Source organism: Streptomyces sp. B15 (assembly GCF_018070605.1).
Taxonomy (GTDB): Bacteria; Actinomycetota; Actinomycetes; order Streptomycetales; family Streptomycetaceae; genus Streptomyces; species Streptomyces smyrnaeus.
The window spans coordinates 1-23,381 of record NZ_JAGPXJ010000020.1 but is presented as its reverse complement, the minus strand read 5'-3'; the positions used below and the strand labels follow the sequence as shown (position 1 = coordinate 23,381).

Genomic DNA, 23,381 nt, shown 5'->3' with positions numbered 1-23,381 from the left:
GGGGCGAGTGCGATGGCGGAGGTCTGATGTGCCAGGGTGCCCGTATGGCGTGGAATGGCGAGGAATACCAGGCTCGGTTCGACAGGATCGCCGCAGAAGGCGGGGATGTGCACGGTGAAGCCGCGTTGGTGCGTTCCTTGGGACCGTCCAGCGTCCTCGACGCGGGGTGCGGCACGGGCAGGGTGGCGATCGAGTTGGCGCGGCACGGGATCGACGTGGTGGGGGTGGACCTCGACTCCTCGATGCTGGCCACGGCCCGACACCTCGCTCCCGACATTCCCTGGCACTTGAGCGACCTGGCCGGCCTCGACCTCGGGAGGTCCTTCGACGTGGTGGTGATGGCGGGAAACGTCCCCCTGTTCACCCCGCCGGGAACGGAACCGGCCTTGGTCGCGGGAGTGGCGGCACACGTACGGCCGGGAGGCCGCCTGGTGGCGGGCTTCTCCTTGGACCGGGGCTACACCCTGGACGATTACGACGCACACTGCGTCGCGGCGGGCCTGATGCCTGAGACGCGCTACGCGACGTGGTCCCGTGAGCCCTACGCCGGTGGGGCGTACGCGGTTTCGGTTCACCGCAGGCCCTGAGAGCCGGTCACGCTCCCGGGCTTGGCGCCTCACGGCATGTGAGGTCGTGGAGGCGTAGGCGCGGAGCCGCGCACTCGGGACGTGGCCGTCCCAGTCCTGGCTGCCGCCGCGCGGTCGGTGGAGCGGACGTACACGTGGCGAGGGCGACCACGGACAACGCGACGAACGCTGCCGCCACCACTGCGAGCCCTCCGTGCACCTGGCACAGCGCCGCACCGGTGACCGCTCCGACGACGATGAGCGTGACGGCCGCGCCCCTGGGGCCGGCGCCCCCTTGAGCGCGGTCCGCTCCCCCAGCCGGGAGTCGCCGCCCGTTCGGGTCGGTGGCGGCCAGGGCGCCTGCGCCCGGACGTGGTCCAGCCCCTCGGTCGGAGGTGCTCGATCGTGGCTCCGAATGTCTGGAGGCGAGGCGTGAAGCCGGCGCCCGGTTGGTCCTGAGACGGTGAGGGAGCGTCCGGAGAGTTGCGCAGGTCGTCGCGGTCCGTAGCTTGTCGGGGTCGCAGTTGTGGGCTCTCAGTGGCAGCTGCGTCCCGGATGTGGGGAGTTCGGTGGCCCGCCGCCGTCGGGGGAGTGGGGATCGCGCGCCGCCAGCGCGGTGTCGGCCCGAGGGCTCAGGCGAGGGCGGTGACCAGCAGGGTGAACGCGGCGATGATGACGGCTACGCGGATGTAGTGGAAGCGGTCCCAGCGGTTCATCTGCTCCTTCCAGTCCTCGGGCCGGTTCTCGGCGGTCCACGTCTTGCCCCGGTTGTTGATCGGCACGAGCAGCAGGAGCGACATGACCACGCTGAGGACCAGCAGTGTGCCCGCGATGGTGACGAGTCCGGTGCCGTCGTGGTGCCGTCCGGCGATGGCCCAGACCGCGACGAGAACGAGCGAGCCGATGTACCAGACCGGCATGACGGCGCCGAGCATCCGGCCGCCGTGGCTTCTGCCGCGTTGGCTGCTGTCGTCGGGGAGGGCGTTGAGGATCGGGTTGATGACGAGGGCGACGGACAACTCCACTCCCACCATCAGGCCGACGATCACGGTGGTGACGATCTCAAGTGCGTTGAGCATGACTACCCCTCCTGAAATCTAGTGTTGCTAGATGATGGGGCGACGCTAGCTCTACTATTGCTTGCTTGTCTAGCGGTGCTAGGGTCGAATCATGTCGGTACAGGAACGCAAGGAGCGCGAACGGGCGGCCCGTGAGCGCCTCATCGTGGCGACGGCCCGCGAACTCGCCGAGCAGCAGGGCTGGGACGCGGTCACCACCCGCCGGCTCGCCGAGCGCATCGAGTACAGCCAGCCCGTCCTCTACAGCCATTTCCGCGGCAAGCGCGAGATCATCGGCGCCGTCGCCCTGGTGGGCGCAGCCGAGATGGCCGCGGTGCTGCGGGCTGCGGCCTCCGCCGCGGACGCGGACGGTCCGCGCGCACGGGTCACCGCCCTCGCCCGCGCCTATCTCGACTTCGCCGAGCGCAACCCGGCGGTCTACGATGCCATGTTCCGGCTCGACGGCGGCCTGGCGTTCGCACACGAGGAGACCCCGGAGCCGCTGAAGGACGCCTTCGCCGCCCTGCTGGAGACTCTCGGCGAGGTCGCCGGGGACGGCGTCCACCCGGCACTGTTCACCGAGGCGTTCTGGGCGACCCTGCACGGGCTGGCCACCCTGACCCGGGCGGGACGGCTGCCCCGGGAGGACACCGATCGGAGGGTGGAACTGCTGGTGGGTCGGCTCGCCATGGTCTGACACGCCGTCCCGATGGGTACGCGGCCGGGGCCCTCGGGCCCCGCTGCCTGCCTGCATCGCTGTCGGCCACTCGCGCCCGCATGGCGCAGCCGCAGATCGCCGGACCTCGCACCCTCGACGGGACACCCGCATCGGAAGCTGCGGTACTCATTGATCACGGCCCGATACGCGCCCCTACGACGACGTGGACCGCTGCGGGGAGCGGAGCACGAGCAGGGTGATCTCACTGGGGGCGAAGACGCGGAAGGGCGGGCCCCAGAAGCCGGTGCCGCGGCTGGTGTAGAGGAGGGTGCGAGTGCCGTGCCGGCTGAGGCCGGAGAGGGCTGGTTGGTCGAGGCGGACCAAGTGGTGGAAGGGCCAGATCTGGCCGCCGTGGGTGTGGCCGGAGAGCTGGAGGTCGACGCCGTGCGCTGTCGCGCGGTCGATGAACTTGGGCTGGTGGGCGAGGAGGAGGACGGGGTCGTCGGGGTCGGCGCCGTGGAGGGCTCCGGCGAGGTGGGCTCGGTGGCCCGCCAGTCCGGAGGACTCGGCTGTGACGTCGTCGACGCCGGCGACCACGAGGTTGTCGCCGGCGCGTTCGAGCAGGAGGTGGCGGTTGCGCAGCGGCTCCCAGCCCAACTCGTCCATCAGGTCGACCCAGCCCTGGGCCTCGCTGTAGTACTCGTGGTTGCCGGTGACGTACACCCGGGCACGGGAGGCCCGCACGGTGCCGAGGGGGGCGGCCTGGGCGCGGCGGCGTTCGGCCGTGCCGTCGGCGATGTCGCCGGTATGGCAGACCAGGTCGGCCTCCAGCGTGTTCACCGTCTCGCAGACCCGTGCCGACCAGCGGGCGCGGTCGAGCGGACCGTAGTGGGTGTCGGTGATCAGGACGACTCGGGTGCCGTCCAACCCGGCTCCCAGACGCGGGAGTTGCACGTCGAGTCGGCACACACGGGGCACGCGTCGAGCCTCGGCGTACCCCCAGGCGAGCACTACGGCGGTCACGCCGAGGACGGCCCAGGTGACGAAGCGCGCCCGGCCCTGTCCGTCACCGACGCCGGCCACGGTCAGGGCGAGCCGCAGCGGGACGAGCAGAACGGACCAGGTGAACAGGATCCAGACGCTGCCCAGCAATGTGTCACCGACGATCGCCGCCCGGTCCTGCTGGCGGCGACCGTGGCCGCGCACCATCGCGAGCGGCATACCGACCAGGCCGAGCGCGAACAGCGTCGTGCCGATTAGTGTGACGGGGAGCGGCCAGTGCTGACCGGTGTGCAGGAGGATCCAGCACGGCACGGCCCACAGCAGCACGGGAGCGATCATGGGTATGTAGCGCATCAGGCGATGCAGTCGGCTCCGTGGCGCCCCTTGGGCTTCACTGTCGGCGGATCGGTCGCTGGTCTCGGTCACGCTTCCCCTCCTGAGGTTCTGTCCGTCGGATCGTGCCCGTGACGGAGCCGGGTCGTGGCAGCCGACGGCCACGGCTCAGTGGCCGTGCCGGCCCTCTCCGTGGCTCCGGCCTGATCCGCCGCCCATGCCCTGATTCTGCTCCGGCCTCAACTGCCGGATGCTTTCGGGGGATCATTGTCCGCCGTCGTGGAAAGGGTCCACCCTCCAGGTTCCGGTGAGTACGTTCCGGGTCGGCCCCCAGGCCCGACCGACCGGGGGCATCCGGGGGGCACGTGGCAGTGGTTCCCCGGGGCCGGGCGCTCCGGACTGCTCCTCGCGGAGCCGTATCCTCGCGGTGGGGACAGCCCAGCTGCAGCCAGTCGGGTGACCGGTGGGCGTGGTACCGGCCCTCCGCCGGTACGGCGACCAACCCTGGTGCAGCAAGCCCCCGGTCCGCGGTGCGGGGAGAGGCCGGCCGCGGCGGGGACGAGCAGTCCAGCACCTGGCGGCTCCGCCGGGACCTCGGGGCCCGCTGTGCCCGGGTGGGCACACGGGTCAGGGTCGAAGGAGCCGGATTGCGAGCGACCGAAACGGGAGATGACGTGGCGGACAACAACCTGCATCCGGTGCTGCGGGCCGTATGGGCCGTCGCCGGCGGGGTGCTGGTCGCAGTGGGCATCGCGTTGCTTGTCCTGCCCGGCCCCGGCTTGCTGCTGGTGTTCGCCGGCATGGTGCTGCTCGCCCGTGCCGTCCCCGCTCTGCACCGGCACCTGGAACCGGTGCGGGCCCGCGCCATGCAGGCCGCCGAGGAGAGCGTGTCGTCCAGATGGCGGATCGCCGGATCGACGGTGGTCGGCCTCGGGCTGATCGGCGGCGGCGTCGCCTGGGGACTGGTGCCGCAGTTGCCGTTCAGCGGCTGGAGCACCGGCGGAAGCCTGATCGTCTCCGGCGTCGTGCTCTTCGTGCTCCTCGTTTGGAGCTACCGCCGATTGCAACGTCTGCGGGCGACCCGCCGGCCAGGGCCGCCCGGTAAGTGACCTCGCGGTCAGCGCGCTTCGACTGGTCGTCGGAGTGTCAGCGGGGTGCCGCCCGGCGGTCCGCACGGGTGCGGCGCCACCCCGAGGAGGGCGTTCGGGGCCGACGCTGGACGGTTCGTGCGGTTCCTGTGCGTGCCGCGTGCGGCAGCTGCGAGCGCGGTGTCACGAGCGCGTATCCGTCTCGTAGCGGACCTCCATCCGGTGGAGGAGGAGACCTGCAGTTCACTTAGGGTGTCGATCATGTCTCAGTCAAGAATCCGCCGGCTAGCGGCCCGCCGACAGTCCACCCCGATTCCGTCCCGCCGAACGAAGAAGAGCCTGGTGGTGGCCGTCGGTATCGGCATGGCCGTCGCTCTGAGCGGGTGCAACGACGACACGGGCAAGGCCTCGGACAAGGACTCCGACGCCGCGGCGTCGAAGACACCGTCGGAATCCTCCAAGCCCGCTGCCCCCGAGAGCCCTTCGGGCGACCAGCCCGCCGTGGCTGGTTGGCAGACGCAGACTTCGGAGAAGCACCACTTCCGGTACGACGTGCCCGCCAAGGCCAAGAAGTGGAAGATCCTTCCCGAGGAGACGGCCCTGTCCTATCTGGACAAGAAGGGCAAGCCGATCGTCGTCATGACCGCCGCCGCAAACTACCGGGAGGGCGGCTGCCCGTCGAGTCCCAACCCGAAGGCGCTCGGTGAGGCGGGCAAGGGCCAACTGGCCACGGTCGGCACCACAGGTGGCGGTAAGGAGGGCAGCCTCCAGGAGAACGCCCGTAACTGGGCGGGCAACTGGGGCTTCGCCGCATACGGCGGTGAGGACCACAAGCCGAAGATCAAGGTCAGTAAGCCCAAGCCGTGGAAGCACGGCGGTATCGACGGCTACACGGCGACGGCCGAGGTCACCGTCACCAACCGGCCGGGCTCTTGCGTCCCGCCCAAGGCAGTTGTGCACAGCATCGCGCAGAAGCTGCCCGACGGCACCATGCACGGCTGGGTGATCTACGCGGACCAAGGAGTTCCCAAGGCGCTGAGTGGGGCCGAGATCAAGAAGATCATGAGCACTGTTCGCGCCACGGGCGACTGACGTCCGGACGAGCCGGGCCCGTAGTGTCAGGCGCAGGCGCAGGCGCAGGCGCAGGCGCAGGCGCAGGCGCAGGCGCAGGCACGGGCCCGGCTCGGCACATGCGGGATAGCGGGACGGTGCCGGACCCCGGGGCGGTGCGGGTCCGCCCGGTGCTGGCCGATTCCGGACATGACATGGAGAGCCGGAACCGGTGCGGCCCTCGCCGACCTGGCCGGTGCGGGCCGTTTCCGGACGCGGAGAGCCCGGAACCGGTGCGGCCCTCGCCGGTTGGTTCGCCGTTGTGCAGGTGGTCCGAGGGCCGTACCCCGAACACGAACGGAGAACCGGTGCCATGACCCCTTCCACCGACCCCGCCGACTGCCAAGTCCTGCGCTACAGCGCCTTCACCACCGACCCGGCAGGCGGCAACCCCGCGGGCGTGGTATTGGACGCGGACGGTTGGGACGACGCCCGGATGCTCGCAACGGCGGCCGAACTCGGCTACAGCGAGTCCGCGTTCGTCGTCCCCGCGGAGGGCGAACGCACCTATGGTCTGCGGTTCTTCAGCCCGCTCGCCGAGGTCTCGTTCTGCGGACACGCCACGGTCGCCACCGCGGTCGCGCTGGCGGAGCGGGAGGGTGTGGGGGAGTACCTGTTCCACACCTCCGCAGGGGACGTGCCGGTCGAGGTCACCGAGCAGGCCGGGTCCTACCTCGCCACGCTGACCAGTGTGGAGCCGCACAGCGAGGCCGTCGCCCCGCAGGATCTTGACGAGGCGCTGGCCGCACTCGGATGGAAGGCGGACGAGCTTGCCGCCGAGCCCGCGCCGCGCATCGCCTACGCGGGCGCCCGCCACCTGGTGCTCGCGGCCGGGACCCGGAGCCGGCTCGCCGACCTGGACTACGACTTCGACCGGCTCAAGCAGTTGATGCTGAAGCTGGATCTGACCACCGTGCAACTGGTGTGGCGCGACGCACTCGACGAGCAGGGCAACCCGGTCTTCCACGTCCGCGACCCGTTCCCGGTCGGCGGCGTGGTCGAGGACCCGGCCACCGGTGCGGCAGCGGCCGCCTTCGGCGCGTACGCCAGGGAGAGCGGCCTGGTCGCCTCGGACGCTCGGCTCACCCTGTACCAGGGTCAGGAAATGGGTCGCCCCGGCACGCTCACCGTCACCCTCTGCGCCGACGACCCCCGGGTGCGGGTCAGTGGCAGTGCCGTCCCGATACCCGCGCCCGTGCAGCAGTCGTGACCGCCGGCCCGCGTCCCGTCCCCGCTCAGCCGGCGATCCAGTCGTAGGCCTTCTGCGCGTCGAACTCACGCTGACCGCCGGGGAACAGCAGGTCGGCGCCGGAGAACGCCGGATCGGTGACGTGGGCCGGAACATAGGGAACCGCTACGCAGCGCATTCCGGCGCGGTGGGCCGCCTCCGCGCCGGGTGGGGCATCCTCGACGACCGCGCAGCCGGCGGGGGAGACGCCGAGCCTGCGGGCCGCTTCCAGGAAGACATCCGGTTCGGGCTTGCCGTGCGGCACCTCTTCCGCCGACACTCGCAGCGGCAGCAGCTCATCGAGGCTTGTTGCGCCCAGTACGGCGTCGATGGCGGCGCGCGACGACCCGGAGGCGACGGCCAAGGGGTGTCCGGCCGCGTGGAGGCGCTCGACCAGCTTGCGCATCTCGGGGAATACCTCTGTGCCGGAGCGCGCTAGCTCCAGATAGAGGCGGTTCTTCTCCGCCAGCAGCGTCTCCACGGATGCCGCGAGCCCGTTCTCGCGGCGCAGCGTCTCCAGGGTCTCCTGGGTGCCGATACCGATGAACCGCAAATGGTTCTCCCATGTGAAGCCGGGAACACCGTGTGCGGCAAGGAGGCGCCTGCCCGCCTCGTAGTAGTGCGGCTCACTGTCGACGAGGGTGCCGTCCAGGTCGAAGATGACCGCGGGGCCGGCAGCAGAGCTGATCATGCCTTCCAGCATGCCAAACGCTTGCGATTTGGTCGCAGGTGGGAAGGGGTGCTTTCCTCTTCGTACCAGCATGTGGACACATGGCCGACCAGAACGGCCCGGATTGGAGGGGTTTTGGAGAAGTCGCTTCGGAAGCCCGGGGGAAGGACCCCAGTACATCTCCTCCGTCGCACCGTCGCGACACTCGGACCGGACCACTCCCGCAGGACACGTGTCTCGTCGCGCGCAGTGGTCGGTATCGGACTCGCCGTCACCGTCTGCGCGCTCGCCGGTCTGCCGCTGCAGGCCGCTGTCGCCGGGGGACTGGTGGCGCTGCTCGCTCTGTTCACCGTCGCGGACACGACGGTGCGGGGGCAGGCCGTCAGCACGGCACTGCTGCCGGTCGTCGGATTCCCCGTCCTCGCGCTGGCCGCATTCCTTCACGAGCTGCCGCTCGCCCGGAACGCCGCGTTCCTCGCCGTCGTCTTCGCCGGGGTCTACGCCCGGCGCTGGGGGCCGCGTGGCAACGCGCTCGGGATCTTCGCGTTCATGCAGTTCTTCGCCGCGCAGTTCCTGCACACCGTCCCCGACCACCTGCCGCAGGTCTTCGCGGCCGGCCTTCTGGCCCTGCTCGCCGCGGCGCTCACCCGGTTCGTCCTGTGGCCGATCGAACGTGGCGCCCGCCCGCAGCCCGCAATCGCGCCGGTGGGCGGCCGGGGCTTGAGCCGCCCCACCACCCGGCAGGCCTTCCAGGCGCTCGTCGCCTGCGGCTTCGCGCTGGCAGCGGGCCAGGCGCTCTCCCTGGACCGCTGGTACTGGGCGGTCGGCGCCGCCTGGTGGATCTTTGTGAACACCGCTTCGCGAGGCGAGACCCTGGTACGCGGCTTCCGCCGGGTCCTGGGCACCGTCACCGGGCTCGTGGCCGGGCTGCTGGTCGCGGTGCCCGCCGACGGGTCGCTCGCGCCCACCCTCGCCGTTGTGGCCTGCTGCGTCTTCGGGATCTTCTACACGGCGCCGCTGTCCTACTCCTGGATGATGTTCTTCGTGACGCTGATGGTCGGCATGCTCTACGGCCTGTTGGGCGTGCTCCACCCCGGTCTGCTCGGGCTGCGTCTGGAGGAGACCGCCGTGGGCGCACTGGGCGCCGCCCTCGCCGTCGCCCTGGTGCTGCCCGTCACCACGCACGCCGCGACCGAGGTGTGGATACGGCGCGCGGTGCACTGCGTACACGAGTGCGCCCTCGATGCGGCCCGCCGCCTCGCGGGCGAGCAGGGCGACGGTCCCGAAGCCCGTATCGCCGAGCTGGAGCTGCTGCTGGGGCGCGTACGGCTCTCGGTCGCGCCCCTCGTCCATCCCCTCAGCCCGCTGCGTGCCCGTAAGACCCGGGCGCGCCAGGTGCTGGCTCTGCTGGACGACTGCGCCCGGCAGATCCATGGCCTGACCGAGGCCGCAGCGGACCCGGCCGCCTCGCACGACGCGCGGCTCACCGCCGCCTGCGAGCGCGTGGAGGCCGCCGTACGCCGCCTGGCTGCCCCCGCGCCGGGCCAGGCCGCCGCGGTGCACCGCGCAGGCGCTCCGGCCGCCGCTGCCGCCGCAGAGCCGCCGCCCGGCGACCGCGCCCTGGCTCACCTGCACGCCCTGGAGGCCGCGCTGCACCAGCTCGCCACCCCGCTGCACACGCACCCGAGGGCGGCTGCCTAGCGGCAGCCCGAGGGCTGCCGAAGGACTGCCCAAGGGGCGCGGCGCCGCCCGGCATTTGGTCCAGACCACGGGCCGTGCCCCTGCTACCGTCGTGCTCCCGGACGGAGCGGCGAAGGGGGCAGCGCAATGGCTGACGGTACGGAGCGAAGGCCGCGGGCCTACATCGGATCGTTCACCTCCGCGGGAGGCCGCGGCATCACCACGGCGGTTCTCGACCTCCGCACCGGCGCGCTCACCGCGCAGCACCACACGGAAGACGCCGTCGCCAACCCCTCGTTCCTCGCCCTGGGGCCCGGAGGCGGCGTTCTCTACGCCGTCAGCGAGACCGATCGGGGCGGAGCCGCCGCCTTTTCACTCAGTGACCTCCACGCCTCCCACGGCACCCATGGCGTCCGCGCCTCCCGCGACGCCGACGCGGGCCCGTTCCCGGTGCCGCTGGACGGCACGGTTCCGGTTGATGGTTCCGGACCCACGCATCTGGCCGTGACCGGTGACGCTCTCTACACCGCGAACTACACCTCGGGCAGTGTCACCGCGCTCCCGCTGCGCCCCGACGGCGGTCCGGGCACCGGGGCGCACACCCATCACCACCACGGAGGGGGGCCGGTGGAGGAGCGGCAGGAGGGGCCGCACGCGCACGCTGTGGTCCCCGATCCGTCCGGACGGTGGCTCCTCTCGACCGATCTGGGAACCGACTCGGTGTGGATCTACGACCTGCGGGGAGCGCCCACCGGTCTGCGCCTCCACGGCGAGGTCCCGCTCCGCGCCGGGACCGGACCCCGTCATCTGGCGTTCGCACCCGAAGGCACCGGGACCGGGCAGCAGGCCACCGCCCGGCGGGTATACGTGATCAACGAGCTCGACTCCACGCTGACGACCTGCCGCTGGGACGCCGACCGAGGCGAACTGGAGCCGCTGGGTGAGACGCGAGTCGTGCCGCAGGACCACGCGGCAGTGGCCAACTACCCCTCCGCGCTCGCCGTCTCGCCGGACGGCCGCTTCGCCTGGGCCGCCAACCGGGGCGACGACAGCGTGGCCGTACTCGACCTGACCTCAGCGCAACTGCCGGAGTTGCTGGCCACCTTTCCCTGCGGCGGCCACTGGCCCCGCGACCTGGCCGTGCACCCGGCGGGACGCTGGCTCTACGCCGCCAACGAGCGCTCGGGCGACGTCACCTGGTTCGAGATCGATCCGGAAGGCGGAACACCGCTCCTGAGGGGGTCCCTGCCCGCACCGGCCGCCTCGTGCGTGGTCTTCGCATAGGTGCCGCCGGGCGAGCTCATAGGGCAAATCCCGGTACGGGTCGGGAGAGCTCATCTCCGGCCCGTACCGGCGCCGCTTCGACCGTCCTGCCCCGCCCGCCCCCACCCGGGTCGCCTGGTCCCCGCTCCAGCTGCTCCGGTTGCGCCCGCAGCCTGGCTGCTCGGACGGGTCGTCCCGTCTCGTCTCGGCGGCCGTCGCCCGTCCGACTCGAACGTGCGCGCGGCTCAGCGCGCCGGTGCGCCCTGCGGTGCCTGCGGCTGTGCGATACCTGCCTTGGCGGCGTACGTGGAGGCCACCAGCTTGCCCAGCGCCGGGTAGGCACCCAGCGGCTCGGCAGCCGAGCAGCCCGCCTCCTCGGCCGCCGCCTCCAGCAGCCCCTCGGCGATCTCGGGGCCGATCAGACACGGGGCGATGGCCAGTTGCTGCGAGCCGGAGTTGCGTAGCTGCTCGGCGGTGTGCCGGACGGCGCCCTCGTCGTCGAGCGCCGCGGCGAGCACCGGTACCGCCAGCCGCGCGGCCAGCAGCATGCCGGTGATCCCGGCCGCCTGTACGGCCTCCTCGCCGCCGATGGTCGCCAGGATGATGCCGTCCGCCGCCGTCGCCACCGTGAACAGCCGAGCCCGGTCGGCGCGCGCCAGCCCCGCCTCGGAGAGCCGCACGTGCACGGCCTCGGCGAGCAGTGGATGGGGCCCCAGTACGTCGGTCAGCTCAGCACCGGAGCCGCTGTTGAGGACCTCTTGGCGGATTCCGCGCAGCTGTGCGGCGTCCGGTCCCGCCAGCAGCGGAACCACCACGGCGGGCAGACCGTCGTCGGCCGTCTCCCGAGCCGGTGCCGCCACCGCGGTCTCGCCCTCCTGCGCGGCGGTCTCCTCCGCCCTGGCGGCCGCCTCACGCGCGTACTGGCGGCGTGTCGCACGGTCGGCCACCGCCTGGGCGAGCGCGGAGCGGATGGTCGGGAACTCCTCGCCATCGCCCTCGGTGAAACCGACGCGCGCGTCGAGACCGGGCAGCTCCGAACGCGCGATGCTCAGCGTCTCCTCAGCGAGACTGCGCATGGCGCCGGAGGGTGTGCCGGGGACGGCCAGAACCAGTGCCGGCGCGCCCTCGGGGGCGACGACGGGCTCCGGTCGGCGGTGCCGTCCGGGCTGGCGGGGACGTGGCATTCGTACGGGCAGGCCATTGTCCGGTCCTGTGGGGGAGCTCATGCGCCCGCATGCTAATGCCTTCATGGGCTTGGCTGTTCGGCCGGGGGAGACCGATGGGCTTATGTCCCGATTCATCCAGCCGGAGTAGTGGCGTTCTTCCGCTCATCCTGCTGTCGGTACCCGTACCGGCCGCAGCCCCGGCCGCAGCGCTCACCCCAGAGCCTACGCTCCCGCCCCGCGTCCGTCCTGGGCCACGACCGACAGCAGCACCGGGTCGGACGGAAGCGCGAGGCCGCCGGCAGCCAGGCGCGCGGCAACCAACAGCGCACCGTCCAACGGCCCGCCAGCGGCCTCGACGACCTGGGCCGCCGGCAGCCGCTCCACCAGTTCCGCGCGCAGCGGGCGGGTCAGCACCTCACCGATCCGGAACAGTCCTCCGGTGAAGGCGACCCGCACACCGTCGTGCGCGGGCTTCCCGGCCGCGGAGGCTGCCGAGCCCTCACCCGCCCCGGCGGGCGTCCCACCGCCGGGGCACACCGCGACGGCGGCAGCCGCGATCTCCCGTGCTGCCGCCCGCACGATCCCCGCCGCGACCGGATCCTCCTCGGCGCAGCGCGCCACCTCCGGAGCGAACGAGGCCAGAACGGCCGCCCGGTCCGTACGCGGATACAGCTGTCCCGGCAGCGCGCTGAGCGGCGCGCCGAACACCGCCTCCGCCCGTGCCCGCAGCGCCGCCGAGCCGCCTGCGCGGCCGTCGAAGGCGCGTAGCGCGGCCTCCAGTCCCGCGCGGCCGATCCAGGCGCCGCTGCCGCAGTCGCCGAGCAGATGCCCCCAGCCGTCCGCGCGCCGCCAGGAGGCGAGATCGGTGCCCATGGCGATCATTCCGGTACCGGCGGCCACCACGGCGCCGGGCCGCTCGCCCAGCGCCCCGGCGTACGCCGTCACCGCGTCCGCAGCGAGCGCCAGCCGCCGCACTCCGAACGCCTCCGCCAGCACGCCCGGCAGTTCGGCCCGCAACTGGTCGCCGAGGGTCGCCATACCGGCGGCGCCGACACACACTGCCGCGATCTGCCCCGCCGAACCCTGCTCCGTTCCGGCTCCGGCGTCCGCCAGCAGTGAGCGGACCGCGGGCACCAACTGTTCCGCCATGTGTGCCGCGTCGATACCCGCAGGCCCTGTGCGCACCGGCTCCGGGCAGGTGACGACGCCGACGATCTGCGGCGGTCCACTCGGGCCCGGTGGCGCGCCGCTGCTCTCACCGCGGCTCTTCGGGCCCTCCGCAGGCGCGTCCTGGTGCTGCCGCGCCAGCGCGACACGCAGCCCGGACCCGCCCGAGTCGACGCCGAGCAGCCACTCGCCCCCGCGGCCCCCGCCGAGCGCGGCTCGGTCCGCGCCGTCCGCGGTCGGGCTCATGGCAGGCGCCAGTCCACGGGATCGGCCCCCTGCTGGGCGAGCAGGTCATTGACCCGGCTGAACGGACGCGAGCCGAAGAACCCGCGGTCCGCCGACATGGGCGAGGGGTGCGCCGACTCGACCGCGGGCAGGTTGCCCAGCAGCGGTCGCAGATTCCGGGCGTCCCGGCCCCACAGCACCGACACCATCGGGCGTCCGCGCTCCACCAGGGCGCGGATCGCCTGCTCTGTGACTTCCTCCCAGCCCTTCCCCCGGTGCGCCGCGGGCTGGCGCGGAGCCGTCGTCAGCGCCCTGTTGAGCAGCAGCACACCCTGCTTCGTCCAGGGGGTCAGGTCGCCGGTCGAGGGGCGGGGGAGTCCGAGATCGCTGTTCAGCTCGCGGAAGATGTTCTCCAGACTGCCCGGCAGCCGCCGGACCTCCGGGGCCACCGAGAAGGACAGACCGACCGCGTGCCCCGGCGTGGGATACGGATCCTGGCCCACGATCAGGACGCGCACCTCGTCGAAGGGCTGCTGGAACGCCCGCAGGACGTTCGCCCCCGACGGAAGGTAGGTTCTCCCCGCCGCGACCTCCGCGCGGAGGAAGTCGCCCATCGCGGCGATCCGTTCGGCGACCGGCTCCAACGCCTTGGCCCAGCCTGGTTCGACAATTTCGTTCAACGGTCGTGCAGCCACGAGCCGTCACTCTACTGGCTCAGCGGCACGGCTCGCCCTGCCTCCGGGAAAGACCCCCGGCTCGCCCTCCGGGAGCCGCGTCAGTCGACGACCGCCGCCCGTACGCACAGCACGTCCGGCAGGTGCGAGGCCAACTGCCGCCAACTGCTGCCCTCGTCCGCACTGGCGAAGACCTCGCCGTTGCGGTTGCCGAAGTAGACCCCGGCCGGGTCCGCGTCGTCCGTGCACAGCGCGTCCCGCAGCACCGGTCCGTAATGCGGCTCCTCGGGCAGGCCCGCATCCAGCGCCTCCCAGCTCTCTCCCGCGTCCAGAGTGCGGTGGACACGGCAGCGGTGCTCCGCCGGCACCCGGTCCGCATCCGCGTTGAGCGGGAAGATGTAGGCCACCCCGCCGCGCCGCGGGTGGGTGGCGACGGGGAAGCCGAAGTCCGAGGGGAGGGGGTCGCCGATCGACTGCCAACTCGTGGCGTCGTCGTCGCTGCGGAAGACTCCCCAGTGGTTCTGCAGATAGAACCGGTCGGGGTTCTCCGCGTCCCGGGCGATCTTGTGCACACATTGCCCGTACTCCGGGTAGCGTCGGCTCTCGGGCAGGAAGACCGCGGAGACTCCCCGGTTGCACGGCTCCCAGCTGTCACCGCCGTCCGCCGTGCGGTAGGCCCCGGCGGTCGAGACGGCGACCGTCACCCGCCGCGGGTCACGGGGGTCGACCAGGATCGTGTGGAGCCCCAGTCCGCCCCCACCGGGCTCCCATTCCTGCCGCGTGGGGTGCTCCCACAGCGAGCGGACGAGTGCGAAGGACTCACCGCCGTCCGTCGAGCGGAACAGCCCTCCGGGCTCCGTACCGGCGTACACCACACCCGGCTCGCTCTCCCCTCCGGGCTGCAACTGCCACACGCGTTCCAGGGAGGTCCCGGTGTCCCTGGGATATCTGATCGGAGGCTGCCCGGGCTCCTTCCAGGTCTTGCCCAGGTCGTCGGAGTGGAAGACCGAAGGGCCCCAATGCGTGCTGTCTCCACCGGCCAGCAGTCTGGGCGGCCCGGAGCCGCGCCGGTCGATGCTGAAGGAGTAGATGGCCTGCGCGTTGAAATGCGGGCCGGTGAACTCCCACGGCGCCGAACCCCGCCGGCCCGCCTCCTGCCGGGCGAGGAACAGGCCCTTTCTCGTACCTACCGCGAGCAGCACGTCCGCCATGGCGGCACCGCCTTCGAGACGTCGTTGTCTGAGGTACGAACAGTCTGCACCCGCCCACTGACAATGCCTCCGGCCAGCACGGACGCCCGCCCGAGCCGAGCTGCCCGACACCCGTACGGCGGCACGCCGGTGCGCCGTTCGGCTCCCGCCGCCTCCGTCGTCAGGGTGCCCTCCGACCGGCTGAGCGTGCCGCGCCGCTCCCGTCCGCGCGGCCGGGCCTACGGTGCCGACGTGTCGGAGAGATCCCCTTGCTCTTGCTACTCGTCGGATCACTCGTACGAACGGGGTGGCTGGCCGCCGAGGCGCGACCCCCTGTCGCCGCCCTGCCAGGCCTGGAAGCTGCGGGGCTACGGCACCGGTGCGGGGCCCCCGCACGCCGCCGGTGCCCGAGCGCCCTGGTTCGCCGTCGGGGTCAGCCGCGCGGACGGTACTCAGGTGGAGGTGGTGGCCGCCGTGGTGGACGGCCGGGTCCACCTCGAAGAGGTGCGGGCCGACCCGCCACTGTCGCCCCAGGCGTTCGCGAAGCTCGCGCCCTGCCTCGGGGAGCCGCTGACGAGGGCGTGCCCGTCGGCCATCCGACCGCCGCAGACGGCCCCCACCGTCCGGGCCACGGGCGCCTGCGTACTCCCCCCGGTGCCGCGGGCGGCAGGACCGCAGCCGTCGGTATCGACGCTTCCGCCTGCGCCTCCGTTTCCGCATCCGCCTTCGGGGTCCCAGCAGCGCTGTCCGTCCGTGGCGCCTCCGCCCCCGGCGTCCCGACAGCCCTCGGACGCGCCGCAGCCGTCGACTCCGGTACGGCCACCGGAGTCGCGGCACCCGGAGTCGCCGCACCCGCCCGTCCGGGGCCGCAGACGGCCACCGGCTCCCCGTGGCCGGGCGGCCCTGCGTGTGGCGGCCGAGGCGTACACCGCGGCGCGGGAGCGGGGTCAGGACCCCGTGCTGGCCGTCATGCGGGTCACCGGGCGCAGCAGACGCAAGTCGCTGCGCGTCATCGCGAGCGCTCGTGACGCGGGGCTGCTGAGCCCGCGCCACGCCCGCCGCTGAGCGGCGGACATCGACGGGGCGTACCGGATCGCCGCCCGGCCCACGGGTGCGCCCGAGTGCGGGCCGCCCGAGCGGATCACCTGGGCGGGCCCGCCGGGCTGCCGGACTCGCCGTCGTCCGGAGGCCTCATCGCGGGTCCTGGAACACGGCCTGTCCACGCCGGACTGCGAGGACGCCGTCGCCGCACGGCCGTCGGAGTCCGTGCCGCCTTCGACGTCGCGTATGGGACCGACGGTGGTGGTGCCCAACTGCACTGGTAGCGTCGCCCCTTGGATGACGGGGGAGGAAGACAGCGCGTGACATCGACTGCGTTTGCCATCGGCGGGGATCTGGAAGTACGGCGGCTGGGGTTCGGGGCCATGCACTTGCCGACGGAACCAGGTCCCGCCCGCGAGACCTCTCTCGCGGTGGCCCGACGGGCTGTCGAGCTGGGCATCACACTGATCGACACCGCCCATCTGTACGGTGGGGGCGCCAACGAGGAACTCCTGGCCGAGGCCCTGTACCCCTACCCGGACGGGCTGCTGATCACCACCAAGGTCGGCGTTGCCCGATCGGGCCCCTCAGGTGAGTGGAAGCTCGACGGGCGGCCGGCCGTCCTGCGCGATCAGGTCGAGCAGGCTCTGCGCCGATTGCGGGTCGAGCGGATCGAGCTGCTTCAGCTGCACCGGGTCGACCCCGAGACACCGCTCGCCGACCAGGTCGGCACGCTGCGGGATCTGCGGACCGAAGGCAAGATCGGCCGGATCGGGCTGTCCGAGGTCACCGTCGACGAACTCGACCAGGCTCGGGAGATCGTCGATGTCGCGAGCGTGCAGAACCGGTACAACCTGCTCGACCGCGAGCACGAGCCCGTGCTCGCGGTCTGCGACGCGGCAGGGATCGCCTTCCTGCCGTGGCGTCCTGTCGCCTGGGGGGATTCCGGGACGGAGGCGGAGGTCGCCGCCGTGGCGGCCGATGTCGGCGCCACCCCCACCCAGGTCGCGCTCGCCTGGCTCCTCGGCCACTCACCGGTTGTCCTCCCGATCCCCGGTACCGCGCGGATCGACCACCTGGAGGAGAACCTCGCCGCCGAACGTCTCGAACTGGCCCCGGCCCACCGTGATCGCCTCGACCGTCTGGGCGAAGCGGCATAGGGCTCGCTCCTCGGTCGCGATCGAAGCCAGGTGGGCAGCCTTGTGATCCCTCTTCCCAGGGATCACTTCGGTCACTTGTCGGGTGCCGCGTCCGCGCAAGTACGGGCCGGTCTTGCGGATGACTGGTTCGGGCTGGGCCCGATCCCGCCGCTGCCCCGGTGTGCCGGCCGGCGGCGGTGGGGAGATCCGGCGGCTACTTCGGCGGGTTCAGTTTGCGGAAGTACGTCCAGCTGGTTTCGTTCGGCTCGCTCCACTCCTCGGGGGCATGGGCGAACTTGGGGTGGTGGTCGGCGATGTAGGCGCGGGTGCGCTCGGGGACCTCGGCGTACGAGCCGAGCTTGCTGCCCCGGCAGTGGAAGGTGAGGCCGCCGGGCTGCCGGCCGCGAGCCATCCATGGGAGCCACGGGGACATCCGGGTCCACGACATGGTGGCCGGGACGCTGGGCGCGGGGCCGGCGAGGTCGGCGCGGTCGGCGAAGAACTGGAAACACTCCAGGGCCCTGTATGTGTCGCCCGCCGAGTGGACGGGGTACTCGGCAACCGGCAGCGGTGACGGATAGGAAAGCGGAATCTCCAGGCTGAAGCAGATCTGCCCGCCCAGCTCGGTCGTCGGGATCGGGAAGGGGCGCCACTTCTGGTTCGCCGGATCGTTCCAGATGTGCACCACCGGCAGGTCCTGCCAGGTCTCCAGGATCTCGCGGCCGACGGGATCCAGGAAGAACGCGGCCTCCCGGGTGAGCAGTTGATAGGCGTCCGGACCGGAATCGGCATCCTCGACCAGACGGGCGACGTTGAGCCCTTCGAAACCGAAGACGCGCTGGTACGGCTCGTCGGGAGCCCAGGAGTAGACGTCTCCAGACCACCAGTATGTGACCTCCTCGCCGTCGAGCGAGGCGCGGGTGCGGGCGAAGGAGCGGAGCAGTTCTGCCGGTGTCGTCATACGGACCACTCTGCACGTGTCCGCCGCCCCGGGTGGAGGCAAGCACCTGGTCCGGGTGGAAACAGCCGGAAGGAGACGTGCCATGGTGCGGGCCCCGTGTGTCACCCGCCGCCCGGAACCGGACCCGATCCCCTGTGCACATGACTCCGAGCGACAACGGATGGTTCGGTCCCTCGGCACCGCACCGGCCGGGCCCAGTGCCATCAGACAACTGATCCTCGACAAGCCACAACGAATGGTTGTACGCCCTTAGGGTGATCTCGTGGACACCGAGGCATTGCGATCGTTCGTCCGGGCGGCCGAGCTCGGACAGTTTCGCCAGGCGGCCGATGAGCTGGGCGTGACGCAGCAGGCAGTCTCCAAGCGCATTGCCGCTTTGGAGCGCGAGTTGGAAGTCCGGCTGTTCGCACGTACCGCACGAGGGGTCGAGCTGACGCTCGACGGTCAGGCGTTCCTGCCGCACGCGCGGAGCATCGCCGCGGGGGTCGAGCGCGCCATCACCGCCGTCAGGCCGGGCTCGCGGGCCCTGCGGATCGACGTTCTCGGCCGGCGCAGCGCGCAGGCCGTGGTGCTGCACGACTATTGGCGGGCGCATCCGGAAACCGACCTCGACGTGGTGACCCTCAGGGTCGACGACCCACGTATCGCGGTCGCCGCCGTCGAAGCGGGCGAGATCGACGCCTCGTTCCGTACCGTCACCGACCCGGCGGCGCTGCCACCCGACGTGCACATCATTCACGCGTTCGACTCGCCGCTGGAACTCCTCGTCGGCCCGGGGCATCCGCTGGCCTCCGCCCGAAGACTGACACCAGCGCAGCTGCGCAAGCACCGGATCTGGGTGCCGGGTATCGCGCCCCGGAGCGAATGGGCGGAGTTCTACGATCAGCTCGCCACCGACTTCGGCCTGCGCATCGACGCGGCAGGCCCGCACTTCGGAGACGAAGTGCTCCTGGACACCCTCGCGGAGTCCGCGGACGTGGCCACCCTCGTCGGAGCACGCGACCGGTACATCTGGCCGGCCAACCACGACCTGCGCCGCATCCCTGTCGTGGAGCCGACCCTCGTCTACCCCCTCTCGCTCATCCTCCCCAAAACGAATCCCCACCCAGGGCTTTCTGGAATCACCGCCCACCTCGCAAGCCTGCCCACGGCCCCCGAGCCGGCCTGGCTCCCGTCCTGGGCAACGACTCCACGGCACGGCGAGAGGGGCATCGCGAACGCCCGCGGGACCCGTCCCCGAGCAAGGTGACCCGACCGGCTGCCGACACAGCCTCCATCAGCGCCCGGTGAGCTCTGCTCGACCACCGGCGCACCAGGAAAGGAGCGCGGCATGTCCCGTGACCGTCTCATGCGCATACACAGCCCCGAGTTCCGAGCCATGGCAGAGCGGGTCCTGGAGGTCACCGAACTCACCTCCCGTCTGAACGCCCTGCCCTTCGCGGACGAAGGGGGCAAGGCGGACCTGCTCGAGAAGATCCTCGGCAGACCGCTGCCGGCGAGAGCCACGATCTATCCGCCCTTCTACACCGACCACGGTCTCCATCTCGACCTTGCCGAGCGCGTGTTCATCAACCAGAACTGCACGTTCCTGGACTACGCCGGTATCCGGCTCGGCGAGCGTGTGATGGTCGGCCCGAAGGCCACGTTCATCACCGTCGGTCACCCGGTCGATCCCGAGGAGCGACGGGGGTGGTTGAGCGGCGCGCCCATCGACGTGGCGGACAACGTGTGGATCGGCGCGGGCGCCACGATCCTGCCCGGCGTCAGCATCGGCCGTGATGCCGTGGTCGCCGCCGGCGCGGTGGTGGCCGACGACGTCCCTGCGGCGAGCCTGGTGACCGGTGACAAGGCAACCGTGCACCGACAGTGGTGACGGCCTCTTCTGCCTTTTCCCAGCACCACTGCGCAGTGCCGCTCGACGCGGTCGGCGTCAGTGCGTCCACGGGGAGCTGTCGCCGATCGTCGACCGCTCTACTGGCCTTCCCGTGCGCGGTGCGGCTCCCGGCCCGCTTCCCAGCCGCACGGTCGCAGCCGCTCCAGGTGCCGGACGCGCGCCGCGGGTGAAGCCTCCAACGGTCCTCCTCGTACCTTGTCCGGCGGTGTCCCCCGTTCCCATTTGAGGCCGTACCGGGCGAACAGCTCACCCCGGAGTCTCTCCAGCGGCATCGGCGCACCGGGCAGCAGTGCCGCGACGACGGCGCCCATCAGATTGGCGCGCAGCAGTGGATAGTCGGTGTCCGGGTCGGGGGACCCGTACCGGGCCACGGTGGTGCGCAGCAAGAACGCCAGTCGCTGCTGCTCGTCGCACTGGACGAACCCCTCCTGCTGCAGGATGCCGGCCATATGGGCACGCATCAGCACCGGTTGGTCACGCGCGAGCCCCAGTACCGCGTCGATGGCCCGGGCCAGCATCTCCTGCCCGCTGTCCGGGCCTTCGGGCCGCGGCCCGCGCTCCAGGGCCTCGGCGAGGGTGAGATGCATCAGCCGGTGCACCGCCGACTGGAACAGCTGCCGCTTTCCTGGGAAGTAGTACGAGATCAGACCGCGTGCGGAGCCCGCCCGGTCGGCGATCGCCCCCAGCGTCGTCGTCTCGTACCCGCGCTCCGCGACCAGCTCGACCGTCGCCTGAAGCAGGCGCTCGCGCGAGCGTCGGCGCAACTCTTCATTGACCGATGCGCTCCGGGGGGACATGCTGTAACTCCTGCGTTGACTGGCTGGCAGCCAATATACTCAGCACGGCTTCGGGTGTTCGCGTCCCATGGAGTTACGGAGCACGGACGCCCGGCACAGCGGCCGATATCGGGGCGACGCGGGGGATCGCCCCGATATCGGCGTCGACCCGGCACAGCCGGCGGGCAGACCGGTGAGAGTCGGCCGAGCTGCCGACAGCGGCAGCCGCAGGCCTGACTCTAGAGGACCCGCGGCTTCCCAACACCCCTCCCGCAGCCCTCACTTTCTCCTGCCGTCGCCCGGCCGACGGCCCGCGGGTACGTTGGTGCGCGCGCGGCGGACGGTCAGGACGCACGCGGCGACGACACATCGAGGGCCATCGAGGGCAGGGGAGAGCCATGACGGACGGGCCGGTATCGAACGCCACGGAGATCGACGACACGGTGCCGCACTCGGCACGGATCTGGAACTACTGGCTCGGCGGCAAGGACTTCTACGACGTCGACCGGCAGGTGGGCGACGAGATCGCACGCACCAACCCCGGCATCGTCGACACCGCCCGCGCCCAGCGGGCCTTTCTGTGCCGCGCGGTCCGCCATCTCGCCGGGGAGGTGGGCATCCGGCAGTTCCTCGACATCGGCACCGGCCTGCCCACCGTCGACAACACCCACGAGGTCGCTCAGCGCATCGCCCCCGAAGCGCGCGTCATCTACGTCGACCACGACCCGCTCGTCCTCACGCACGCGCGTGCCCTGCTGACCAGCTCCCCCGAGGGCGTCACCCACTATCTCGACGCGGACCTGCGCGAGCCGGACACCATCCTCCAGGGCGCGGCCGAGACGCTCGACTTCGACCGGCCCGTCGCCCTCATGCTGCTCGGCGTCGTCGCACACCTCACCGACGACAGCGCCTATGACGTCGTGTCCCGGCTGATGGCGGCCCTCCCGTCCGGCAGCCACCTGGTCTTCAGCGACTCGGCCGAGGTCGTCAACCCCGAGGCGGTGCGCGCCATGGTGCGCCAGTGGAACCGCACCAGCGACAACCCCCGGGTCAACCGCAGCCGCGAGCAGATCCTCCGGTTCTTCGACGGCCTGGAGATTTTGGAGCCGGGCCTGGTGTCGGTCACCCGCTGGCGTCCCGAAGCGCTGCCCTTCGGCGAGCCGGAGGAGGTCGACAACGTGGGCGCTGTGGCCCGTAAAGCCTGAACGCCCGGGTGATCCGGGTGAACACACCCCGGCGAACGCCCGGGAACGACCCTGGAGCCTCGCTGAGGGCTCCCCGCTACCCCCTGCGGCCCGCGGGGGCGGGCAACCGCTCTCCGGGCCGCAGAGCGGCCCACGTCGCCGTGGACGCCAGTGCCACCGCCGTACCCAGCAGCACGCCCACCACCGTGTCCGTCAGCCAGTGCACGCCCAGCCAGGCGCGGGTGAACGAGACCCCGACCACGCTCACCACCGCGACGACGACGGCCGACCGCCACCACACGTCGGCCGACGACGCGCCCCGCTCATGCCACAGCCACAGCAGCAGCACGCACACCAGCGCGGCCGTCATCGCGTGCCCCGACGGCATCGCGGCGTACTCGGCCGAGTCCACCGGGTCCCGCCAGCGCGGCCGTTCCCTCCCGAGCGCCGCCTTCGTCCCCTGCTGCACGCCCGAGCCGACCAGCGCCGTGCCCGCCGCCCAGTACGCCAACACACGCTCCCCGCGCCAGACCAGCCGGAAGAACACCACCGCCAGCAACAGGCGGAACGTCCACGGGTCCCACACCCAGTCGGTGAGGATCCGCATGGTCCGGGTGAGCGCCGGATGTTCCACCGCGACCGTGTGCAGTTCGGAGGCCGTGTTCCGGTCGAGCGCGGCCAACGGCTGCCACGGAAGGAGCGCGAGGACGATCAGCAGGACGGCGGCGGCGCCGAGCGTGGCGGCCGCCCCGGCCTGCCGCACGCCGGGCGGACTCGGGCGGGTCGCATTTCGCATGTGCCGATCATCACCCCCGACACCCGGGAGAGCACAACTCCCGGGCGCGCCCTCGGCGGACTGCCCTCGCGCACCCCTTCCGGGCCGGATGCGTGCCGCTGCCGGGGCCGGAGATCAGCGCAGTGCGGACAGACCGGGAGCGAACGCCACGAGTACCGGGACGACCGGCACCAGTGAGGCCACCGCGGTCATGCGCAGTCTGCGGCTGACCGACAGCCGCGGGGCGGGAGCGAGCAGCCGGTGCACCCGCTGCGGCACCATCGCCACCGGAGTCGGGCAGGGGCCGAAGACCCCGCGCCCCTCGTTGAGTTCCACCAGTGCCAGCGCGATCGTCAGTCGGCCGTAGCGGCGCGACGCGGCGTCGTCGGCGGCCAGCTCGACCAACCGGTGCACCTGGTCGCGGAATCCCGCGAAGACCGGTACCCGGGAGAAGCCGGCGGCCAGCGCGGACGAGCAGTGCAGCAGCCAGTCGTGACGCGCCCGTGCGTGGCCCTGCTCGTGCTCCAGTACCG

General features: G+C 71.9%; 22 protein-coding genes and 1 pseudogene. 12 read left to right on the top strand and 11 right to left on the bottom strand.

What is annotated here, in order from left to right; all coding sequences use genetic code 11:
* The first annotated feature begins 44 nt into the window (after positions 1-44).
* Positions 45-587 carry a bifunctional 2-polyprenyl-6-hydroxyphenol methylase/3-demethylubiquinol 3-O-methyltransferase UbiG gene (locus KBY19_RS12140; protein ID WP_099886972.1) on the top strand — a complete coding sequence of 181 codons (543 nt, stop codon included), beginning with the start codon at positions 45-47 and terminating at the stop codon, positions 585-587.
* Positions 588-1,198: 611 nt separating this feature from the next.
* On the opposite strand, the gene KBY19_RS12135 is transcribed toward KBY19_RS12140, so the two are convergent.
* Positions 1,199-1,645, bottom strand: coding sequence for a DUF1772 domain-containing protein (locus tag KBY19_RS12135; RefSeq protein ID WP_099885733.1), 447 nt, complete (start codon positions 1,643-1,645; stop codon positions 1,199-1,201).
* 91 nt (positions 1,646-1,736) lie between these two features.
* Between KBY19_RS12135 and KBY19_RS12130 the strand changes: the two genes are divergently transcribed.
* Positions 1,737-2,321 (top strand): TetR/AcrR family transcriptional regulator, encoded by a 585-nt coding sequence (locus KBY19_RS12130; RefSeq protein WP_099885734.1) that lies wholly within the window; start codon positions 1,737-1,739, stop codon positions 2,319-2,321.
* A gap of 174 nt (positions 2,322-2,495) precedes the next feature.
* Here KBY19_RS12130 and KBY19_RS12125 read toward each other — a convergent pair whose 3' ends face one another.
* Positions 2,496-3,710 carry a metallophosphoesterase gene (locus KBY19_RS12125; RefSeq protein ID WP_210965744.1) on the bottom strand — a complete coding sequence of 405 codons (1,215 nt, stop codon included), beginning with the start codon at positions 3,708-3,710 and terminating at the stop codon, positions 2,496-2,498.
* Between the two features lie 581 nt (positions 3,711-4,291).
* Here KBY19_RS12125 and KBY19_RS12120 point away from each other — a divergent pair.
* From KBY19_RS12120 to KBY19_RS12110, 3 genes are all read left to right on the top strand, one after another.
* Positions 4,292-4,726 (top strand): PGPGW domain-containing protein, encoded by a 435-nt coding sequence (locus tag KBY19_RS12120; protein WP_185019619.1) that lies wholly within the window; start codon positions 4,292-4,294, stop codon positions 4,724-4,726.
* A gap of 240 nt (positions 4,727-4,966) precedes the next feature.
* The gene (locus KBY19_RS12115) at positions 4,967-5,797 is read left to right on the top strand and encodes a hypothetical protein (protein ID WP_247690895.1); all 831 of its coding nucleotides are present in this window, start codon (positions 4,967-4,969) and stop codon (positions 5,795-5,797) included.
* Between the two features lie 331 nt (positions 5,798-6,128).
* Positions 6,129-7,025: a PhzF family phenazine biosynthesis protein gene (locus KBY19_RS12110; RefSeq protein WP_210965743.1), complete on the top strand. Its 897-nt coding sequence runs from the start codon at positions 6,129-6,131 to the stop codon at positions 7,023-7,025.
* A 25-nt stretch (positions 7,026-7,050) separates the two neighbouring features.
* On the opposite strand, the gene KBY19_RS12105 is transcribed toward KBY19_RS12110, so the two are convergent.
* Positions 7,051-7,734: an HAD family phosphatase gene (locus tag KBY19_RS12105; RefSeq protein ID WP_210965742.1), complete on the bottom strand. Its 684-nt coding sequence runs from the start codon at positions 7,732-7,734 to the stop codon at positions 7,051-7,053.
* Positions 7,735-7,848: 114 nt separating this feature from the next.
* Between KBY19_RS12105 and KBY19_RS12100 the strand changes: the two genes are divergently transcribed.
* The gene (locus tag KBY19_RS12100; protein ID WP_210965741.1) at positions 7,849-9,414 is read left to right on the top strand and encodes an FUSC family protein; all 1,566 of its coding nucleotides are present in this window, start codon (positions 7,849-7,851) and stop codon (positions 9,412-9,414) included.
* Positions 9,415-9,540: 126 nt separating this feature from the next.
* On the top strand, positions 9,541-10,677 hold the full coding sequence (locus KBY19_RS12095; RefSeq protein WP_210965740.1) for a lactonase family protein: 1,137 nt from the start codon (positions 9,541-9,543) through the stop codon (positions 10,675-10,677).
* A gap of 224 nt (positions 10,678-10,901) precedes the next feature.
* Here KBY19_RS12095 and KBY19_RS12090 read toward each other — a convergent pair whose 3' ends face one another.
* From KBY19_RS12090 to KBY19_RS12075, 4 genes are all read right to left on the bottom strand, one after another.
* Entirely contained in the window at positions 10,902-11,882 is a 981-nt protein-coding gene (locus tag KBY19_RS12090; RefSeq protein ID WP_180289837.1) for a hypothetical protein, read from the bottom strand.
* Positions 11,883-12,044: 162 nt separating this feature from the next.
* Positions 12,045-13,235 carry an N-acetylglucosamine kinase gene (locus KBY19_RS12085; RefSeq protein WP_210965739.1) on the bottom strand — a complete coding sequence of 397 codons (1,191 nt, stop codon included), beginning with the start codon at positions 13,233-13,235 and terminating at the stop codon, positions 12,045-12,047.
* Positions 13,232-13,909 carry a uracil-DNA glycosylase gene (locus tag KBY19_RS12080; RefSeq protein WP_099885742.1) on the bottom strand — a complete coding sequence of 226 codons (678 nt, stop codon included), beginning with the start codon at positions 13,907-13,909 and terminating at the stop codon, positions 13,232-13,234. Before KBY19_RS12080 ends, KBY19_RS12085 begins: the two co-directional genes overlap by 4 nt.
* Positions 13,910-13,989: 80 nt before the next feature.
* Positions 13,990-15,099: a sialidase family protein gene (locus KBY19_RS12075; protein ID WP_099885743.1), complete on the bottom strand. Its 1,110-nt coding sequence runs from the start codon at positions 15,097-15,099 to the stop codon at positions 13,990-13,992.
* Between KBY19_RS12075 and KBY19_RS36430 the strand changes: the two genes are divergently transcribed.
* Both KBY19_RS36430 and KBY19_RS12060 read left to right on the top strand, forming a co-directional pair.
* A complete protein-coding gene (locus KBY19_RS36430) occupies positions 14,995-16,143 on the top strand; it encodes a DUF6214 family protein (RefSeq protein WP_307843497.1) in 1,149 nt (382 codons plus the stop codon). The genes KBY19_RS12075 and KBY19_RS36430 overlap by 105 nt on opposite strands.
* Before the next feature lie 296 nt (positions 16,144-16,439).
* Complete coding sequence (locus KBY19_RS12060) at positions 16,440-17,279, top strand: aldo/keto reductase (protein WP_210955497.1); 840 nt, start codon at positions 16,440-16,442, stop codon at positions 17,277-17,279.
* A 193-nt stretch (positions 17,280-17,472) separates the two neighbouring features.
* On the opposite strand, the gene KBY19_RS12055 is transcribed toward KBY19_RS12060, so the two are convergent.
* On the bottom strand, positions 17,473-18,219 hold the full coding sequence (locus tag KBY19_RS12055) for a DUF1838 family protein (protein ID WP_210965738.1): 747 nt from the start codon (positions 18,217-18,219) through the stop codon (positions 17,473-17,475).
* A gap of 262 nt (positions 18,220-18,481) precedes the next feature.
* Between KBY19_RS12055 and KBY19_RS12050 the strand changes: the two genes are divergently transcribed.
* Both KBY19_RS12050 and KBY19_RS12045 read left to right on the top strand, forming a co-directional pair.
* The gene (locus KBY19_RS12050) at positions 18,482-19,468 is read left to right on the top strand and encodes a LysR family transcriptional regulator (protein WP_210965737.1); all 987 of its coding nucleotides are present in this window, start codon (positions 18,482-18,484) and stop codon (positions 19,466-19,468) included.
* Positions 19,469-19,549: 81 nt separating this feature from the next.
* Positions 19,550-20,092, top strand: coding sequence for a DapH/DapD/GlmU-related protein (locus KBY19_RS12045; RefSeq protein ID WP_099885746.1), 543 nt, complete (start codon positions 19,550-19,552; stop codon positions 20,090-20,092).
* Between the two features lie 98 nt (positions 20,093-20,190).
* Here KBY19_RS12045 and KBY19_RS12040 read toward each other — a convergent pair whose 3' ends face one another.
* Positions 20,191-20,910: a TetR/AcrR family transcriptional regulator gene (locus tag KBY19_RS12040; protein ID WP_210955499.1), complete on the bottom strand. Its 720-nt coding sequence runs from the start codon at positions 20,908-20,910 to the stop codon at positions 20,191-20,193.
* A gap of 377 nt (positions 20,911-21,287) precedes the next feature.
* Here KBY19_RS12040 and KBY19_RS12035 point away from each other — a divergent pair, with 377 nt between their 5' ends.
* Positions 21,288-22,094 carry an SAM-dependent methyltransferase gene (locus KBY19_RS12035; protein WP_210955500.1) on the top strand — a complete coding sequence of 269 codons (807 nt, stop codon included), beginning with the start codon at positions 21,288-21,290 and terminating at the stop codon, positions 22,092-22,094.
* A 76-nt stretch (positions 22,095-22,170) separates the two neighbouring features.
* On the opposite strand, the gene KBY19_RS12030 is transcribed toward KBY19_RS12035, so the two are convergent.
* A complete protein-coding gene (locus KBY19_RS12030; RefSeq protein WP_210955501.1) occupies positions 22,171-22,869 on the bottom strand; it encodes a phosphatase PAP2 family protein in 699 nt (232 codons plus the stop codon).
* Between the two features lie 114 nt (positions 22,870-22,983).
* Positions 22,984-23,381: pseudogene (locus KBY19_RS12025) on the bottom strand (M56 family peptidase); the annotation flags it as partial.